The organism is Variovorax sp. CCNWLW235 (genome assembly GCF_037204085.1).
Lineage (GTDB): Bacteria > Pseudomonadota > Gammaproteobacteria > Burkholderiales > Burkholderiaceae_C > Variovorax.
Map to the genome: position 1 here is coordinate 217,259 of NZ_JBBCBW010000005.1, position 17,457 is coordinate 234,715.

Consider the following 17,457-nt stretch of genomic DNA (forward strand, 5'->3'; position numbering starts at 1 on the left):
TCAATGAGCATGGCCTTTCCGATGACCACCGCGAGCGCGCAGCGGCTGCTGGCTGCAAGCTTTGCCGGTGTGGCCGTGGCGTTTCTGCTCGGGGGCTGCGTCAACACGCGGACCACCACCACCAGCCTGGCCGACACCAGCTCGGGCAAGGGCGCGGAGATCGTCACCGAGTCGGATGAAAGCAGCCGCCAGCGCCGCGCGCGGCTGCGGCTGGAGTTGGCCTCCGGCTACTTCGAGCACGGTCAGAACACCGTTGCGCTCGACGAAATCAAGCAGGCACTGGTCGCCGACCCCAATTACGCGGATGCCTACAGCCTTCGGGGCCTCGTCTACATGCGGCTCGAGGACGCCGGCATGGCCGAAGACAGCTTCCGCCGCGCCATTGCCATCAACCCGCGCGATCCCAACGTGCGGCACAACTACGGCTGGCTGCTGTGCCAGCAGAACCGCTACGGCGACGCAGCCCAGCAGTTCAGCGCCGCGCTCGCGGTGCCGAGCTACACCGACCGGGCCAAGACGCTCATGACGCAGGGCGTTTGCCAGCTCAAGGCCGGCCAGCGTCCGGAGGCGGAGCGCAGCCTCATGCAGGCCTATGAGATCGACGCCGGCAATCCGGTGGTCGGATTCAATCTGGCCTCGCTGCTGGCGCAGCGCGAAGAATGGTCGCGCGCGCAGTTCTACATTCGCCGCGTCAACAACAGCCCCTCGGCCAGTGCCGAGACGCTGTGGCTCGGCATCAAGATCGAACGACGGCTCAACAACCGCGAGGCAGTTGCGCAGTTGGGAGGGCAACTGCAACGGCGCTTTCCGCAGTCCCGGGAGGCAATAGCGTACGAGCGCGGGAATTTCAATGACTGAACGGGTTTCGGAGTTCGGCACTTCCGCGGCACTGCCGCTCGAGGAAGGCGACATCACGCACAAGACGGCCGGCGACATGCTTCGCGAGGCGCGCGAGGCCCATGGCCTGCATATCGAAATGGTGGCTGCGGCGCTGAAGGTGCCGCCGCAGAAGCTTATGGCGCTGGAGGCGGACGATATCGATTCGCTGCCCGATCCGGTCTTTGCACGCGCGCTGGCAAGCAGCGTCTGCCGCGCCTTGCGTATCGATTCCGCTCCCGTGCTGGCAAAGCTGCCGGGAGCGCAGCGCGCACCGCTGGCAACGGCCGACCGCACGCTCAAGAGCAACATCGTTTCCGGCACGCCGCGCTGGAACGGCAGCCGCTCCAACGGCCTTCCATCGCGCGCATTGCTGATCGTCGTCGCCTTGCTGCTGGTTGGGGCAGCGGTGCTGTTCTGGCTGCCGCAATCGGCTTTCGACCAGATCGGGGCTGCCGTTTCGCGATGGACCGCGCGCGGCGAAACCGAAACAGGCTCGGTCACCGAGGCGCCTGCAGTCGCAGCGGCTCCAGGCGGAGCATCCGTCATCGAGAACGCGCCGGTGTCGCCTGTACCGCCTGCGGCAACTGGCCCGGCAACTGCGGCGCCCGGAGCGCCTGCGGCAGCACCTGCCGTACCGGGTGCGCCATCCGCCACGGCCTTGCCCGCGGCCAATGCGGCTGCCACCGTTGCGGCGCCATCTGCCGCTGCCGGCGGCGGCCAGCCGCTGGTTTTCGTCGCGCGCGAAGACTGCTGGATCACAGTGACCGAGGCGGGCGGCAAGCAGTTGCTGCGCCGCATCGTGCAAGCCGGCGAAACCGTGGGGTTGTCCGGCGCGCTGCCGCTGTCAGTGGTGGTCGGGCGCGCTTCGGCGGTCGATGTGCAAGTGCGCGGAAAGCCCTACGATCTGAAGCCGGTCACGCGCGGCGGCGGCGTGGCGCGTTTCGAGGTGACATCTTGACCGACTGCACTCCTCAACCCATTGAATCGGCGGCGCCCAAGGCGCGCCGCTCGCGCCAGGCCCAGGTGGTCTGGGGTGCGCGCACCGTCACGGTTGGCGGCGACGCGCCCGTGCGCGTGCAATCCATGACCAACACCGACACGGTCGATGCCATCGGCACGGCCATCCAGGTGAAGGAGCTCGCCACCGCGGGTTCGGAAATGGTGCGCATCACGGTCAACACGCCCGAGGCCGCGGCCCAGGTGCCCTACATCCGCGAGCAGCTCGACCGCATGGGCATCGACGTGCCGCTGATCGGCGACTTTCATTACAACGGGCACCGCCTGCTGACCGACTATCCGGCATGCGCCGAGGCGCTCAGCAAGTACCGCATCAATCCCGGCAACGTGGGCAAGGGCGACAAGCGCGACCGCCAGTTCGGCCAGATGATCGATGCCGCCATGCGGTGGAACAAGCCCGTGCGCATCGGTGTGAACTGGGGCAGCCTCGACCAGGAACTGCTTGCCAGCCTGATGGACATCAACAGCCAGCGCGCCGAACCTTGGGACGCCAAGCAGGTGATGTACGAGGCGCTGATCACCTCGGCCATCGAATCCGCCAAGCTGGCCGAATCGATGGGTATGGCCGGCAACCAGGTCATCCTGTCGTGCAAGGTGAGCGGTGTGCAAGACCTGATCTCGGTCTACCGCGAACTTGCCCGTCGCTGCGAATACCCGCTGCACCTGGGGCTTACCGAAGCCGGCATGGGCACCAAGGGCACGGTGGCCTCGGCCACGGCGCTTTCGATCCTGTTGCAAGAAGGCATCGGCGACACGATTCGCGTGTCGCTCACGCCGCAGCCGGGCGAGTCGCGCACGCAAGAGGTGCTGATCGCCAATGAAATTCTCCAGGCACTGGGCCTGCGCGTGTTCGTGCCGAGCGTAACGGCCTGCCCGGGCTGCGGCCGCACCACGAGCACCACTTTCCAGGAACTCGCCAAGCAGATCGACGACTACCTGCGCATGCAGATGCCGGTGTGGCGCAAGAAATATCCGGGCGTCGAAACCATGAAGGTGGCCATCATGGGCTGCATCGTGAACGGCCCCGGCGAAAGCAAGCACGCCGACATCGGCATCAGCCTGCCCGGCACCGGCGAAGCACCCGCGGCACCAGTGTTCATCGACGGCGAAAAGGCCCTCACGCTGCGCGGCGACAATATCGCCAACGAGTTCCATCAGCTCGTCGAAAACTACATCGAAAAGCGCTTTGGCGGCGAGCACGCCGCCGTGGCCTGACACCTCCGCAGACTCATGGCTGAAAAATTGAATGCCGTCAAAGGCATGAACGACATATTGCCGCCCGAATCGGCGCGCTGGGAGTGGCTGGAGGCCACCGTGCGCGACCTGATGGGGCGCTTTGCATACCGCAACGTGCGTACGCCGATCCTGGAGCGCACGGCCCTGTTCGTGCGCGGCATCGGCGAAGTGACCGACATCGTCGAGAAGGAGATGTACTCCTTTGAAGATCGCGCCGACAAGCACGGCAAGTTCGAGCATCTGACCATGCGCCCCGAAAACACCGCAGGCCTGGTGCGCGCGGTAATCGAGCACAACATGCTGTACGAAGGCCCCAAGCGGCTCTGGTACACCGGACCGATGTTCCGCCGCGAGAACGTGCAGCGCGGGCGCTTCCGCCAGTTCCACCAGATCGGTGCGGAAGCCCTGGGCTTTACAGGCCCTGACGTCGATGCGGAGCTGATCCTGCTGGCCAACGCGCTCTGGAAGGCCATTGGCTTGATCGACGTGCGGCTCGAACTCAACAGCCTGGGCCAGCCCGCCGAGCGTGCACTGCACCGCGCTCAGCTCATTGCCCATTTCGAGAAGCATGCCGACAAGCTCGACGAGGACGGCAAGCGCCGCCTGCACAGCAATCCGCTGCGCATTCTCGACACCAAGAATCCGGCAATGAAGGACGTGGTCGAATCGGCGCCGAAGCTGATCGACTTTCTCGGGGCTGAATCGCTTGCGCACTTCGAGGGGCTGCAAGCCATCCTCAAGGCCAACGACATCGCATTCACGATCAACCCGCGTTTGGTGCGCGGGCTCGACTACTACAACCTCAGCGTGTTCGAGTTCGTGACCGACCGGCTAGGTTCGCAGGGAACGGTGTGTGCCGGCGGCCGCTACGACGACCTGATTGCGCAAATCGGCGGCAAGCCGGCGCCGGCCGTGGGATGGGCTATGGGCGTCGAGCGCGTGCTCGATCTGCTGAAGGAGCAGGGCGCCGAGGTTTCCGCGCCCGCACCCGATGCCTATGCCGTAGTGCCAGACGCTGCGTCGATGCCTGTGGTGTTGCGTACCCTGCAGCAGCTGCGGGAGTCGGGTGTCAGCGTGCAGATGCATGCGGCTACTGCGGACGGCCTGAGCAGCTTCAAGGCGCAGATGAAGAAAGCCGATGCCAGCGGTGCCACCTATGCGCTGATTTTCGGCGCCGATGAACTTGCGCGCGGCGAAGTGACTCTCAAGTCGTTGCGCGACGGAAGCGGTGCGCAGAGCGCCCGCGCTCTTGCCGAAGTGGCCACCTGGGCCGCCACCCTACAATCGCCGGCTCCCAACATCTGATACGCATGGCAACCCATCTCGATCTCGACGAACAGGAACAGCTCGACCAGCTCAAGCATTTCTGGAACACCTACGGCACCCTGATCACCTGGGTGGTATTGCTTGCGGCCGGCGCCTTCGTGGCCTGGAACGGCTGGCAATATTTCCAGCGCAGCAAGGCGGCGCAAGCCGCTGCGCTCTACGACGAGGTCGAGCGCAGCGCGCAGTCCGGCGACGTGGAACGCATCCAGCGCGTGCTGGGCGACATGAAAGAACGCTTCGCCAAGACGGCCTATGCGCAGCAGGCCGGCCTTCTCGCAGCCAAGGCGCTGTACGAGAAGGGCAATCTGGACGCTTCGCGCGCAGCCCTTGGCTGGGTCGCCGAAAGCGCTGTCGACCCGGGCTACAAGGCGGTTGCCAAGCTCCGGCTGGCGGCCGAGCTGCTCGACAGCAAGTCGTACGACGAAGCGCTCAAGCAACTCACCGGCGACGTGCCCAAGGAATTCGAGCCGCTCGTGGCCGATCGCAAGGGCGATATCTACATGGCCCAGGGCAAGCGCAACGAAGCGCAAGCCGAATACCGCAAGGCATGGACCGGCCTTGGCGCGACGTCCGACTACCGGCGTCTCGTCGAATTCAAGCTCAATGCCTCCGGCGTCGATCCGAAGAGCCTGGCACCCGTGATCACGGTCACGCCGGCAGCCCCCCAAAAATCCTGATCGCATCGCACTATGAATTTCAAGCGTTTCATGCCTGAGTCGTCTGTCCTGCGTGCGGGTTCGGCTATTGTCTTGGTAGCAATGCTGGCCGCTTGCTCCGGCACCGGCAAGCCCAAGCCGGCCGAACTGCCTCCGAATCCCGCCTTGTTCGGGGTGCGCCAGGCCTGGAACGTGCGCATTCCCGCCGTGAGCTTCCCGCTCGCGGTCGATGTCAGCGGCGACATCGTGACCGTGGCAGGCACCGACGGGACCGTGGTAGCGATCGATGCCCGTGCCGGCCGCGAAACCTGGCGCGGCAACGTCGGCGCCAAGCTGGCGGCAGGCGTCGGCAGCGACGGTTCGCTGGCCGCAGTCGTCACCGCTGACAACGAACTGGTCGCCATCGAAGGCGGCAAGGTCCTCTGGAAGCAGCGCCTCTCGGCCCAGGCCTTTACCGCGCCGCTGGTGGCGGGCCGGCGTGTCTTCGTGCAAACGGCCGACCGCAGCATCAGCGCCTGGGACGGCCAGAGCGGCCGCCGCCTCTGGCTGCAGCAGCGCACCGCCGAAAACCTCGTGCTCAAGAAGTCGGGCGTGCTGATCGCGGTGGGCGACACGCTGGTGTCGGGCATCGGCGGCCGCCTGGTCGGCATGAATCCCGGCAACGGCACCTCGCGCTGGGAAGCGCCGATTGCCGCACCCCGCGGCACCAACGACGTCGAGCGCCTGGTCGACCTGACCGGCAGCGTGAGCCGTGTCGGCGACACCGTTTGCGCCCGGGCTTATTACGCCAACGTCGGATGCGTCGACACCGTGCGCGGCCAGTTGCTCTGGACCAAGCCCGCTTCCGGCGCTGAAGGCGTGAGCGGTGACGATAGCTTTGTGTACGGCACCGAATCGGACGGCAGCGTCACGGCGTGGCGCCGCGCCGATGGCGAGCGCGCCTGGCAATCGACCCGCTTCAAGAACCGCGTCCTGACCGGCCCGCTGGCCGTGGGGCGTTCGCTGGTCATCGGCGAAAGCACCGGCACGCTGCACTTCGTCTCGCGCGAAGACGGCTCGTTGCTCAATCGGGTCACGCCCGACGGCTCCGCCATCGGCGTAACCCCGGTGATGGCCGGCAATACGGTTGTCGTCGTGACGGCCAACGGCGGTGTGTTTGGCTATCGCCCTGAATAACTTTTTCGAAGGCCCGCCCATGAAAACCGCGCCAATGAAAGGCCGGCCATGAAGCCGGTCGTGGCCCTGGTCGGGCGTCCCAACGTCGGCAAGTCGACCCTTTTCAACCGCCTGACGCAGACGCGCGACGCCATCGTCGCCGACTTTGCGGGGCTCACGCGCGACCGCCACTACGGCAACGGCCGCCTGGGCAAGCACGAGTTCATCGTGATCGACACCGGCGGTTTCGAGCCCGATGCCGGCAGCGGCATCTACAAGGAAATGGCCAAGCAGACGCGGCAGGCCGTGGCCGAGGCCGACGTGGTGATCTTCGTGGTCGACGCGCGCGAAGGCCTTTCGGCGCAAGACCACGACATTGCCAACGAATTGCGCAGGCTGGGCAAGCCGTGCGTGCTGGCGGCCAACAAGGCCGAAGGCATGCATGACGGCACCAAGCTCGTCGACTTCTACGAGCTGGGCTTTGGCGACGTGCACGGCGTTTCCGCCGCGCACGGGCAGGGCATGCGCGACCTGGTCGAACTGGCGCTCGCGCCGCTCAACCTGCCCGATCCCGAAGACGACACCGACGAAGACGACGTCAACAAGCCGATCAAGCTGGCCGTGGCCGGACGGCCCAACGTGGGCAAGTCCACGCTGATCAACACCTGGCTTGGCGAAGAGCGCCTGGTGGCCTTCGACATGCCTGGCACTACCCGCGATGCCATTTCGGTGCCGTTCGAGCGCAACGGCCAGCGCTTCGAGCTCATCGACACGGCCGGCCTTCGCCGCAAGGGCAAGGTGTTCGAGGCGATCGAGAAGTTCTCAGTGGTCAAGACGCTGCAGGCCATCGAGTCGGCCAACGTGGTGCTGCTGCTGCTCGATGCCACCCAGGGCGTGACCGACCAGGACGCGCACATTGCCGGCTACATCCTCGAAAGCGGACGGGCGGTGGTGATTGCCATCAACAAGTGGGACGCGGTCGACAGCTACCAGCGCGAGCAGATCCAGCGCCAGATCGAAACCCGCCTGCCGTTCCTCAAGTTCGCATCGCTGCATTTCATCTCGGCCATCAAGCGCCAGGGCCTCGGCCCAGTGTGGCAGGCGATTGCGCAGGCCCACAAGTCGGCCACCCGCAAGATGTCCACGCCCGTGCTGACGCGGCTGCTGCTGGAGGCGGTGCAGTTCCAGTCGCCCAAGCGCGCTGGCATGTTCCGCCCCAAGCTGCGCTATGCGCACCAGGGCGGCATGAACCCGCCGGTGATCATCATCCACGGCAATTCGCTGGAGCACGTGACCGAGGCGTACAAGCGCTTTCTCGAAGGGCGCTTCCGCAAGGAATTCGACCTTGTGGGCACGCCCTTGCGCATCCAGTTCAAAAGCTCGCAGAATCCATTTGCGGACAAGGACGACTGAGCGCGCTTGGCGACCGATGGCAGCCAATGAACTGCGGCTGCGCCGGAAGTTCCGCCTTTTGAGAGACGTTATTTTTCAAAGGCTTTTGACCCCGCCTGCTGCGGCGCAGAAACCCTGTGTTAAGGTCATCTCTCCAACAACTACTCTTGAACACGGAGAATATCGTGAGCAATAAAGGGCAACTTCTACAAGACCCGTTTCTGAACACCCTGCGTCGCGAGCATGTGCCGGTTTCCATTTACTTGGTGAACGGTATCAAGCTGCAGGGCCAGATCGAGTCTTTCGACCAGTACGTCGTGTTGCTTCGCAACACGGTGACACAAATGGTCTACAAGCACGCCATTTCCACTATCGTGCCGGGTCGTGCCGTCAACTTCTCGGCTGCCGAGAACGACGACGCCGCAGCCTGATCGCGCGGAGCGCGGCGGTACCCACCGCCGCGCTTTTTCCATATTTGACCCCGCTTGTCTGAACTGAACTCCCGCCAGGAAGGCGCCGCCGTTCTCGTCGGCGTCGATTTCGGGCTGCCCCATTTCGACAGCGAACTCGAGGAACTCGGCCTGCTCGCACAGACCGCAGGCCTGGAACCTGTCGCCCGACTCATCTGCAAACGCAAGGCGCCCGACGCAGCGCTCTTCGTCGGAAGCGGCAAAGCCGATGAAATCAAGGAACTGGCTGCGATGCACCAGGCCAGCGAGGTCATCTTCGACCAGTCGCTGAGCCCCGCGCAGCAGCGCAATCTCGAGCGTCAGCTCGACGTGGCGGTGTACGACCGCACCTTCCTCATTCTGGAAATCTTCGCGCAGCGCGCCCGCTCCCACGAGGGCAAGCTGCAGGTCGAGCTGGCGCGGCTGCAATACCTCAGCACGCGCCTGGTTCGCCGCTGGTCCCACCTCGAGCGCCAGACTGGCGGCGCGGGTGTGCGTGGCGGCCCCGGCGAAAAGCAGATCGAACTCGACCGCCGGATGATCAGCGAGTCGATCAAGCGCACGCGCGAGCGCCTCGCCAAGGTGCAGAAGCAGCGCGGAACACAGCGCCGCCAACGCGAGCGCCGTGAGACCTTCAACATCTCGCTCGTGGGCTACACCAACGCAGGCAAGTCTTCGCTGTTCAATGCGCTGGTGAAGGCGCGCGCGTATGCGGCCGACCAGCTTTTTGCAACGCTCGACACCACCACGCGCAACCTGTACCTGGGCGACGCCCGCCGGCAGGTCTCCATCTCCGACACCGTCGGCTTCATTCGCGACCTGCCTCACGGCCTGGTCGACGCATTCAAGGCCACCCTGCAGGAAGCGGTCGATGCCGACCTGCTGCTGCACGTGGTCGATGCTTCCAACCCGCATTTCCCCGAGCAGATGGCCGAGGTTCAATCGGTTCTTCGCGACATCGGGGCCGATGCCGTTCCGCAGCTTCTGGTGTTCAACAAGCTCGACGCTCTTGAAACTGCACAGCATCCGCTGCATCTGCAGGACGAGATGGAAATCGACGGCGTGCAGGTTCCGCGCATCTTCCTGAGTGCGCGAAGCGGCGAGGGCGTTCCCCTGCTGCGAGCCGAACTGGCCCGCCGGTCGGGTTCCGTGGGCGATACGATGACCCCAGAAGCCGACACTGAATTGCACGATACCGCCAATTGATTGGGCACAATCCCGCCACTGACAAGAGAACGAAGCGAATGAATGCAAAGCCAGCGTGGAGAGGGTTTCTGGGCATGTTCAACCTGAACGATGGCCGGTGGGGGCGTGGCGATGAGCCCGCATCCAACGGCGAGCGCCCGACCGGCAACCGACCTCCCGACGCCGACCCACCGGGCGCCCCGACGCCCCCGCCTTCGGGCAACAGCAACCAGAACAACGGCAACCGTCCTCGCGGGCAGGGCCCTAACCAGGGGCCGCCCGATCTGGACGAACTCTGGCGCGACCTCAATCGCAAGCTCGGCGGCTTCTTCGGCGGTAAGGGCGGCGGCAATCGCCCCAGCGGCAACGATGGTGGCGGCAACGGCTACAGGCCCGACATGAAGAATGCGGGCTTCGGCATCGGCCTCGTGGCCATCGTGGCCGTTCTCATCTGGCTGGGTACCGGCTTCTTCATCGTGAACGAAGGCCAGCAGGCCGTGGTCACCCAGTTCGGCCGCTACAAGGCGACGGTGGGCGCGGGCTTCAACTGGCGCCTGCCGTACCCGATCCAGCGCCACGAAGTGGTCGTGGTCACGCAGATCCGCTCCACCGACGTGGGCCGCGACGCCATCGTGCGCTCCACCGGCCTGCGCGAGTCGGCCATGCTGACCGAGGACGAGAACATCGTCGAAATCAAGTTTGCCGTGCAGTACCGCCTGAGCGATGCACGCGCCTACCTGTACGAAAGCAAGTCGCCCACCGAAACCGTGGTGCAGGTGGCCGAAACCGCTGTGCGCGAAGTGGTCGGCAAGATGAAGATGGATGCGGCCTTGGCCGAGGAGCGCGACCAGATCGCGCCTCGCGTGCGTACGCTGATGCAGACCATCCTCGACCGCTACAAGGTTGGTGTCGAGGTGGTCAACATCAACTTGCAGCAGGGTGGCGTTCGCCCGCCCGAGCAGGTGCAGTCCGCATTCGACGACGTGCTCAAGGCCGGCCAGGAACGCGAGCGCGCCAAGAACGAAGCCCAGGCCTATGCCAACGACGTGGTGCCGCGTGCAACGGGTACCGCATCGCGCCTGAAGGAAGAGTCCGAGGCGTACAAGGCGCGCATCGTGGCGCAGGCACAAGGCGATGCCGGCCGGTTCTCGGCCGTACTGGCCGAATACCAGAAGGCGCCGCAGGTCACGCGCGACCGCATGTACACCGACGCCATGCAGCAGATCTACGCCAGCACCACCAAGGTGCTGGTCGATACCAAGCAAGGCTCCAACTTGCTGTACCTGCCGCTCGACAAGCTCATGCAGATGAGCGGCAACAACCAGGCAACGCCGGTCGATGCAGCCAGCCCCAGCGTGGCCGGCACTGCGCCCGCCCAGTCCTCGGTGATTCCCGTGGCCCCCGCCGCCGGCGACAACCGCGCCCGCGACGGCCGTTCGCGCGACCGCGACGTGCGTTGAAAAGGCTAAGAAGAACATGAACAGAATCGGATTCATCGCCTCGTCGATCCTCGTGCTGCTGGTGCTGCTGAGCTCGACCCTCTTCGTGGTCGACCAGCGCCAGTTTGGCGTGGTGTACGCCCTGGGGCAGATCAAGCAGGTCATTACCGAGCCGGGCTTGCATTTCAAGCTGCCGCCGCCGCTGCAGAACGTCTCGTACATCGACAAGCGCCTGCTCACGCTGTCCAGTCTCGACACCGAGCCGATGCTCACAGCCGAGAAGCAGCGCGTGGTGATCGACTGGTATGTGCGCTGGCGCATCACCGATCCGCAGGCCTACATCCGCAACGTCGGCCTCGACGAGAGCGCGGGCGCCACGCAGCTCAATCGCGTGGTTCGCAACGCCTTCCAGGAAAACATCAACAAGCGCACCGTGCGCGACCTGATCTCCGTGCGCCGCGAGGCCCTCATGTCCGACGTGCAGCGCGAAGTGCTGGCCGTGGTGAAGGGCGCCAAGCCCTGGGGCGTGGACGTGATCGACGTGCGCATCACGCGTGTCGACTACGTGGAAGCGATCACCGAATCGGTCTACCGCCGCATGGAGGCCGAGCGCAAGCGCGTGGCCAACGAGCTGCGTTCGACCGGTTTCGCCGAAGGCGAAAAGATCCGTGCCGACGCCGACCGCCAGCGCGAAGTGATCGTGGCCAACGCCTACCGCGACGCCCAGAAGATCAAGGGCGAGGGCGATGCCCAGGCCGCCGCCGCCTACAGCGAGGCCTTTGGCCGCGATGCGCAGTTCGCCCAGTTCTACCGCAGCCTAGAAGCCTACAAGCAGAGCTTCAACAAGAAGAGCGACGTGATGGTGCTCGACCCGTCGTCCGATTTCTTCCGCGCCATGCAGAGCGCCGGCACGCCAGCAGGCAACGCGCCGCGCCGCTGATCCGGCGGCCGGCTTCGTCGTGAGTGCCGAGATCTTCTGGAGCGCGCTGGCGCTCGTGCTGGTGATCGAAGGCATCCTGCCTTTCGTGTCGCCGGGCGGGTGGCGGCGCGGCTTCGGCCAGCTGATGCAGCTGCGCGACGGACAGCTGCGTTTCTTCGGACTTTGCAGCATCTTGCTGGGTTTGCTCCTCCTTTGGGTTTTGGGGTAGCTCGGTCCCGGTAGAATCCCGGTTTAACCACGCCCCCGATCCCCATGTCCGCCTGGGTCCTCCCGGATCACATTGCCGATGTGCTGCCTTCCGAGGCGCGCCACATCGAAGAACTTCGACGCCAGCTGCTCGATACCGCCCGTGGCTATGGCTACGAGCTGGTGATGCCGCCGCTGCTCGAGCACCTCGAGTCGTTGCTGTCGGGCACCGGCGAGGCGCTCGACCTCCAAACCTTCAAGCTCGTCGACCAGCTCTCCGGCCGCAGCATGGGCCTGCGCGCCGACACCACCCCCCAGGTGGCGCGCATCGACGCCCACTTGCTGAACCGCGAGGGCGTGGCCCGCCTGTGCTACTGCGGCCCTGTGCTCCATACCCGCCCGGATCGGCCGCACGCCACGCGCGAGCCGCTGCAGTTCGGCGCTGAAATCTACGGCCATGCCGGGCTCGAAGCCGACACCGAAACCCTGCTGCTGGCACTCGACTGCCTTCAGGCGGCCGGCATCGGCAATGGCCTGATCGTCGACCTGGCGGACGCACGCATCGTGCGGGCGCTGTTTGCCGGCGTGCCGGTCGATGCCTCGGTGCTGGCGCGCGTGCATGCGGCCCTCGTCGCCAAGGATGCAAGCGAGCTGCATGCGCTCACGCGCAACTTCCCGGCGCCATCTCGCGACGGCTTGCGCGCCCTGGTCCAGCTGTATGGCGATGCGTCGGTGCTCGACGAGGCCGCCAAGGCCCTCAAGGGCACTCCCGCCGTGAGCGCGGCGCTCGCCGGACTGAAGCAGCTTGCTGACAGCCTGCAGGGCGATTCGGGGCGGCAGATCAGTTTCGACCTTGCCGACCTGCGCGGCTATGCCTACTACAGCGGCATGCGCTTCGGCATCTACGTGCCGGGCGCGGCCGATGCGCTGGTGCGCGGCGGCCGCTACGACGAAGTCGGTGCCGTGTTCGGCCGCAATCGCCCCGCGGTCGGCTTCAGCCTCGACGTGCGCGAACTGGTCGGCGTGCTGCCGGCCCGGCCGCTGCGCGCGGCCATCCGCGCACCCTGGAGCGACGCCGCCGGCCTGCGCCAGGCCATTGCCGGGCTGCGCAAGGCCGGCGAAACCGTGGTGTGCGTACTGCCCGGCCACGGCAGCGAAATCGATGAATTCCATTGCGACCGCGAGCTCGTCGAGCAAGCAGGGCAGTGGCAAGTCCGAGCCATCTGAATTTTTGAAGTAATGGAACGAGCATGAGCGTAACCACCGGAAGAAACGTGGTCGTCGTCGGTACCCAGTGGGGCGACGAAGGCAAGGGCAAGCTGGTCGATTGGCTGACGGAAAGCGCCCAGGGCGTGGTCCGCTTCCAGGGCGGCCACAACGCGGGCCACACGCTGGTCATCAACGGTGTGAAAACCGCGTTGCACCTGATCCCGAGCGGCATCATGCGCCCGGGCGTCAAGTGCTACATCGGCAACGGCGTGGTGCTGTCGGCGGCCAAGCTCTTCGAGGAAATCGAAGGCCTGGAGAAAGCGGGCGTCGAAGTGCGTTCGCGCCTGCGCATCAGCGAGGCCTGCCCGCTGATCCTGCCGTTTCACGCCGCGCTCGACATCGCGCGCGAAACCTACCGCGAAAAGGGCGGCGTCGAGAAGATCGGCACCACCGGCCGCGGCATCGGCCCGGCCTACGAAGACAAGATCGCCCGCCGTGCGCTGCGCGTGCAAGACCTGAAGCACCCCGAGCGCTTTGCCACCAAGCTGCGCGTGCTGCTCGACCTGCACAACCATGTGCTGACCCAGGTGCTCGGTGCGCCCGCCATCGACTTCGACCTGGTGTTCGACGAAGCCATGCGCCATGCGGCACTGCTCAAGCCGATGATGGCCGACGTGTCGCGCGAACTGAACGACGCGCATAAGGCCGGCGCCAACCTGCTGTTCGAAGGCGCACAGGGCACGCTGCTCGACGTCGATCACGGCACCTACCCGTACGTCACGTCCAGCAACTGCGTGGCCGGCAATGCCGCCGCCGGCTCCGGCGTGGGCCCGGGCATGCTGCACTACATCCTGGGCATCACCAAGGCCTACTGCACGCGCGTGGGCGGCGGTCCGTTCCCGACCGAACTCGACTGGGCGACGCCGGGCACCCCCGGCTATCACATGAGCACCGTGGGCGCCGAAAAGGGTGTGACCACGGGCCGCAGCCGCCGCTGCGGCTGGTTCGACGCCGCGCTGCTCAAGCGCTCGGCGCAGGTCAACGGCCTGTCGGGCCTGTGCATCACCAAGCTCGACGTGCTGGACGGCCTCGAAAAGCTCGAGCTGTGCACCGGCTATGAACTCGACGGCGAAACGACCGACATCCTGCCGATGGGTGCGGACGAGATCGAACGCTGCACGCCCATCTACGAAACCCTCGAAGGCTGGACCGAAAGCACCGTCGGCGTCACGCAGTACGACAAGCTGCCCGTCAATGCGCGCCTCTACCTGCAGCGCATCGAGCAGATCACGGGCGTGCCGATCCACATGGTGTCGACCAGCCCTGATCGCGATCACACGATCATGATGCGCCACCCTTATCTCGCCGACTGAACAGGAACCAACCAGACCATGTTGACCGAAGACGGCAAACATCTATACGTCAGCTACGACGAGTACCACAACCTGATCGAGAAGCTCGCGATCAAGGTGCACCAGTCGGGCTGGGAGTTCGACACCATTCTTTGCCTCGCGCGCGGCGGCATGCGCCCCGGCGACGTGCTCTCGCGCATCTTCAGCAAGCCGCTCGCCATCATGTCGACCAGCTCGTACCGCGCCGACGCCGGCACGGTGCAGGGCCATCTCGACATTGCCCGCTACATCACCACGCCCAAGGGCGAGATCGCAGGCAAGGTGCTGTTGGTGGACGACCTGGCCGATTCGGGCCATACGCTGCATGCGGTGATGGACATGCTGCGCAACAACTACAAGCCGATCACCGAGCTGCGCAGCGCCGTGCTCTGGACCAAGGCGCTGTCGACCTTCACGCCTGACTACTCGGTCGAGTACCTCGCGACCAACCCCTGGATTCACCAGCCCTTTGAAGGCTACGACTCGCTCGGGCCTGAAAAGCTGCTCGAGAAGTGGTCGGTCTGACCTGATCTCGCCCCGGGGCGGCGACTCATCAGCACCCCGGGCGCGCGCGCATGTAGGCGCACTGCGCGTATGCGCCGCCATGGCTTGCAGTACCCGCTGCAACGATGTAGAACAATAGCGTTAAAGCTTGAAGTTCACAGGCAGTTTTGGAGCCTTCAGCGGCTCCAAAGGAGTCAGGCATGTTGGCAGCGGAATGCGCGTGGGCCATCTTGCGCGCCGAGCACGTTCGCACCCGGGAATTGCTGGATTGCCTCCGCGAGGCGATGAAGGCAGGGGGCGAGGCGAGCGTTCGGCAACGCGCAACATCCGCCATCGAGATCATCGAGCGGCTTCGGGCCTTCGAAGAAAACACGCATCGCCCCAAAGGCGTTGTCATGCTGAACATACTGCGCGGCAGGTCGCGCGAAGCCGACGAGCTCCTTGAGCAGCTCGATGCCGAGAGCGAGTGCTGCAATGGCCTCATCTCGCAGGCGAGGCTGCTGCTCGAGCGCGCCCGGTCCGGTGACCCGGATGCGGCTGGGCAGGCCGGGGCCCTGTTGCGGCAGCACCGGCAGTTCATGTCCACGCATCTGGACAAGGAAGACACGCTCCTGCATTCGCAAACCGCGCTGCTGCTCACGGCCGAGGAGTGGGCGACCGTGGTTTCGTCCATCTCCAAGGAGGTGGGCGCCGCGAGAAAGCGCGAGCATCGGCGCTTACCGGTGCGCGGGTAAGCCTCGAGGAGGCCGCGACCCTTGCCTACGCTTCGCCGGAATCGAACATCGCGGTGTAGCGCCGCTGCATCTCTTCGGGCGTCAGCTTCTCGATGCTGTGGCCCACGTTCCAGCGGTGTCCGAACGGATCGCGGAACACGCCTGATCGCTCGCCGTAGAACTGGTCCTGTGGCGCCATGTCGAGCGTGGCACCGGCCTTGACGGCTCGCGCCACCACGGCATCGGCATCGTCCACGTGCAGATGCAGCGTGACCGCGGTGCCGCCGAGCGTCTTGGCGCTGTGGATGTTGTATTCGGCGAACTCGTCTGAAAGCATCAGGATCGCGCCGTTGTGGAAGTCGAGCTCCGCATGTCCGATGCGGCCGCTCGGTTCGGTCAGCCGGAAGATTTCCTTGACCTCGAAGACCTTGCAGTAGAAGTCGATGGCGGCGCCGGCATCGTCGACGCAGAGGTACGGAAAAAGCTCGTGGATGGCCATGGAAGCTGCCTTTCGAGTGAGGTGAAAAACAGGCTGTTGCCCATCGGCGCATTGTGCGGCGAAACGCCGCGCTAGCATCGGGGCCATGAGCAAGCCCTCCACGACCCTGATTCACCATCCCTACAAGCCGCCCGCCAACTTCGCCGCGCCGCAGCCGGGGATCTACAAGGCCTCGACCGTGTTCTTCGCCGACGTGGCCGCCATGCGCGCACGCGACTGGAAAACCAAGGCCGGCTACACCTACGGCCTGCACGGCACGCCGACCACCTTCACGCTCGAGGAACGCCTGGCCACGCTCGAAGGCGGCACCGAATGCCTGCTGGTGCCGAGCGGGCTTGCTGCCATCTCGCTGGTTGCCTTCGCTTTCCTGAAGAGCGGCGACGAGGTGCTGATTCCCGACAACGCCTACGGCCCCAACAAGGCGCTGGCCACCGGCGAGTTGGCCAACTTCGGCATCACGCACCGCATGTACGACGCGATGAATCCGGCCGACCTGCAGGCCAAGCTCTCCGACCGTACGCGGCTCGTATGGATCGAGGCGGCGGGCTCGGTGACGATGGAGTTTCCAGACCTGCCGGCCCTGGTCGACATCTGCCGCGCCCGCGGCGTGGTCACGGCGCTGGACAACACCTGGGGCGCGGGCCTGGCGTTCGCCCCCTTCGATTTCAACGGCAGCGGGCAGGGCGCGGACATCTCGGTGCATGCGCTCACCAAATACCCGAGCGGCGGCGGCGACGTGCTGATGGGCAGCGTGACTACGCGCGACGAGCGGCTGCACCGCGCGCTCAAGCTCACCCACATGCGCATGGGGTTCGGCGTGGGCGTTGGCGACGTCGAGACGCTGCTGCGCTCGCTGCCCAGCATCGGGCTGCGCTACGCCGCCCACGACCGCACCGCGCGCGACCTGGCACGCTGGCTCAGCGGCCGCGAAGAGATCGCCCAGGTGCTCCACCCGGCGCTCGAGGAGTCGCCGGGCCATGCGAACTGGCGCACCCTGTGCGGCGAAACCGACCTGGCCGCGGGCCTGTTCTCGGTCGTGTTCGATGCGAGCTACAGCACCGAACAGGTCGACCGCTTCTGCGACAGCCTGAACCTGTTCCGTCTCGGCTATTCATGGGGCGGCCCGGTCAGCCTGGTGGTGCCCTACGACATCGGCCTGATGCGCGATGCGAACGTGGCCCCCTGGCCGCACAAGGGCACGCTCGTGCGCTTCTCGATCGGCCTGGAGGACGTGGAAGACCTGCGCGCCGACCTGCAGCAGGCGCTGCTGCAGATGTAGGC

General features: G+C 65.6%; 18 protein-coding genes. 17 read left to right on the forward strand and 1 reads right to left on the reverse strand.

Annotated features, from left to right (window positions below):
• Window positions 1–3 precede the first annotated feature (3 nt).
• From pilW to V9L21_RS08650, 16 genes are all read left to right on the forward strand, one after another.
• Window positions 4–858: a type IV pilus biogenesis/stability protein PilW gene (gene pilW / locus V9L21_RS08575; RefSeq protein WP_337310915.1), complete on the forward strand. Its 855-nt coding sequence runs from the start codon at window positions 4–6 to the stop codon at window positions 856–858.
• A complete protein-coding gene (locus V9L21_RS08580; RefSeq protein WP_337310917.1) occupies window positions 851–1,837 on the forward strand; it encodes a helix-turn-helix domain-containing protein in 987 nt (328 codons plus the stop codon). The genes pilW and V9L21_RS08580 overlap by 8 nt, the downstream gene beginning before the upstream one ends.
• The gene (gene ispG, locus V9L21_RS08585) at window positions 1,834–3,111 is read left to right on the forward strand and encodes a flavodoxin-dependent (E)-4-hydroxy-3-methylbut-2-enyl-diphosphate synthase (RefSeq protein WP_337310919.1); all 1,278 of its coding nucleotides are present in this window, start codon (window positions 1,834–1,836) and stop codon (window positions 3,109–3,111) included. The genes V9L21_RS08580 and ispG overlap by 4 nt, the downstream gene beginning before the upstream one ends.
• Before the next feature lie 15 nt (window positions 3,112–3,126).
• Window positions 3,127–4,437 (forward strand): histidine--tRNA ligase, encoded by a 1,311-nt coding sequence (gene hisS / locus V9L21_RS08590; RefSeq protein ID WP_337310922.1) that lies wholly within the window; start codon window positions 3,127–3,129, stop codon window positions 4,435–4,437.
• A gap of 5 nt (window positions 4,438–4,442) precedes the next feature.
• A complete protein-coding gene (locus tag V9L21_RS08595) occupies window positions 4,443–5,135 on the forward strand; it encodes a YfgM family protein (protein WP_337310924.1) in 693 nt (230 codons plus the stop codon).
• Between the two features lie 12 nt (window positions 5,136–5,147).
• Window positions 5,148–6,290, forward strand: a complete 1,143-nt coding sequence (bamB, locus tag V9L21_RS08600; RefSeq protein WP_337310926.1) for an outer membrane protein assembly factor BamB — start codon at window positions 5,148–5,150, stop codon at window positions 6,288–6,290.
• A 48-nt stretch (window positions 6,291–6,338) separates the two neighbouring features.
• The gene (der, locus tag V9L21_RS08605; RefSeq protein ID WP_126747287.1) at window positions 6,339–7,682 is read left to right on the forward strand and encodes a ribosome biogenesis GTPase Der; all 1,344 of its coding nucleotides are present in this window, start codon (window positions 6,339–6,341) and stop codon (window positions 7,680–7,682) included.
• A 164-nt stretch (window positions 7,683–7,846) separates the two neighbouring features.
• A complete protein-coding gene (gene hfq, locus V9L21_RS08610; protein ID WP_012747311.1) occupies window positions 7,847–8,092 on the forward strand; it encodes an RNA chaperone Hfq in 246 nt (81 codons plus the stop codon).
• A gap of 54 nt (window positions 8,093–8,146) precedes the next feature.
• Window positions 8,147–9,316, forward strand: a complete 1,170-nt coding sequence (hflX, locus tag V9L21_RS08615; RefSeq protein ID WP_157613551.1) for a GTPase HflX — start codon at window positions 8,147–8,149, stop codon at window positions 9,314–9,316.
• A gap of 74 nt (window positions 9,317–9,390) precedes the next feature.
• A complete protein-coding gene (gene hflK, locus V9L21_RS08620; protein ID WP_337311057.1) occupies window positions 9,391–10,755 on the forward strand; it encodes an FtsH protease activity modulator HflK in 1,365 nt (454 codons plus the stop codon).
• 16 nt (window positions 10,756–10,771) lie between these two features.
• Window positions 10,772–11,674 (forward strand): protease modulator HflC, encoded by a 903-nt coding sequence (hflC, locus tag V9L21_RS08625; RefSeq protein ID WP_157613552.1) that lies wholly within the window; start codon window positions 10,772–10,774, stop codon window positions 11,672–11,674.
• A 19-nt stretch (window positions 11,675–11,693) separates the two neighbouring features.
• Entirely contained in the window at window positions 11,694–11,882 is a 189-nt protein-coding gene (locus V9L21_RS08630) for a DUF2065 domain-containing protein (protein WP_126747290.1), read from the forward strand.
• Between the two features lie 44 nt (window positions 11,883–11,926).
• A complete protein-coding gene (locus V9L21_RS08635; RefSeq protein WP_126747291.1) occupies window positions 11,927–13,087 on the forward strand; it encodes an ATP phosphoribosyltransferase regulatory subunit in 1,161 nt (386 codons plus the stop codon).
• A gap of 23 nt (window positions 13,088–13,110) precedes the next feature.
• Window positions 13,111–14,442, forward strand: a complete 1,332-nt coding sequence (locus V9L21_RS08640) for an adenylosuccinate synthase (RefSeq protein ID WP_337310936.1) — start codon at window positions 13,111–13,113, stop codon at window positions 14,440–14,442.
• An 18-nt stretch (window positions 14,443–14,460) separates the two neighbouring features.
• Complete coding sequence (locus tag V9L21_RS08645; RefSeq protein WP_157613555.1) at window positions 14,461–14,985, forward strand: phosphoribosyltransferase; 525 nt, start codon at window positions 14,461–14,463, stop codon at window positions 14,983–14,985.
• Window positions 14,986–15,164: 179 nt separating this feature from the next.
• Window positions 15,165–15,698, forward strand: coding sequence for a hemerythrin domain-containing protein (locus V9L21_RS08650; protein ID WP_337310938.1), 534 nt, complete (start codon window positions 15,165–15,167; stop codon window positions 15,696–15,698).
• Between the two features lie 25 nt (window positions 15,699–15,723).
• On the opposite strand, the gene V9L21_RS08655 is transcribed toward V9L21_RS08650, so the two are convergent.
• Complete coding sequence (locus V9L21_RS08655; RefSeq protein WP_337310940.1) at window positions 15,724–16,176, reverse strand: VOC family protein; 453 nt, start codon at window positions 16,174–16,176, stop codon at window positions 15,724–15,726.
• Window positions 16,177–16,261: 85 nt separating this feature from the next.
• Here V9L21_RS08655 and V9L21_RS08660 point away from each other — a divergent pair, with 85 nt between their 5' ends.
• Entirely contained in the window at window positions 16,262–17,455 is a 1,194-nt protein-coding gene (locus V9L21_RS08660) for a PLP-dependent transferase (protein ID WP_337310942.1), read from the forward strand.
• The last annotated feature ends 2 nt before the right edge of the window (window positions 17,456–17,457 follow it).

Bases quoted from the DNA above. Each gene is read 5' to 3' on its own strand.
- pilW (WP_337310915.1), top strand. From the start codon at position 4: ATGAGCATGGCCTTTCCGATGACCACCGCGAGCGCGCAGCGGCTGCTG.
- V9L21_RS08580 (WP_337310917.1), top strand. From the start codon at position 851: ATGACTGAACGGGTTTCGGAGTTCGGCACTTCCGCGGCACTGCCGCTC.
- hisS (WP_337310922.1), top strand. From the start codon at position 3,127: ATGGCTGAAAAATTGAATGCCGTCAAAGGCATGAACGACATATTGCCG.
- V9L21_RS08595 (WP_337310924.1), top strand. From the start codon at position 4,443: ATGGCAACCCATCTCGATCTCGACGAACAGGAACAGCTCGACCAGCTC.
- bamB (WP_337310926.1), top strand. From the start codon at position 5,148: ATGAATTTCAAGCGTTTCATGCCTGAGTCGTCTGTCCTGCGTGCGGGT.
- der (WP_126747287.1), top strand. From the start codon at position 6,339: ATGAAGCCGGTCGTGGCCCTGGTCGGGCGTCCCAACGTCGGCAAGTCG.
- hflK (WP_337311057.1), top strand. From the start codon at position 9,391: ATGTTCAACCTGAACGATGGCCGGTGGGGGCGTGGCGATGAGCCCGCA.
- hflC (WP_157613552.1), top strand. From the start codon at position 10,772: ATGAACAGAATCGGATTCATCGCCTCGTCGATCCTCGTGCTGCTGGTG.
- V9L21_RS08635 (WP_126747291.1), top strand. From the start codon at position 11,927: ATGTCCGCCTGGGTCCTCCCGGATCACATTGCCGATGTGCTGCCTTCC.
- V9L21_RS08640 (WP_337310936.1), top strand. From the start codon at position 13,111: ATGAGCGTAACCACCGGAAGAAACGTGGTCGTCGTCGGTACCCAGTGG.
- V9L21_RS08645 (WP_157613555.1), top strand. From the start codon at position 14,461: ATGTTGACCGAAGACGGCAAACATCTATACGTCAGCTACGACGAGTAC.
- V9L21_RS08650 (WP_337310938.1), top strand. From the start codon at position 15,165: ATGTTGGCAGCGGAATGCGCGTGGGCCATCTTGCGCGCCGAGCACGTT.
- V9L21_RS08655 (WP_337310940.1), bottom strand. From the start codon at position 16,176: ATGGCCATCCACGAGCTTTTTCCGTACCTCTGCGTCGACGATGCCGGC.
- V9L21_RS08660 (WP_337310942.1), top strand. From the start codon at position 16,262: ATGAGCAAGCCCTCCACGACCCTGATTCACCATCCCTACAAGCCGCCC.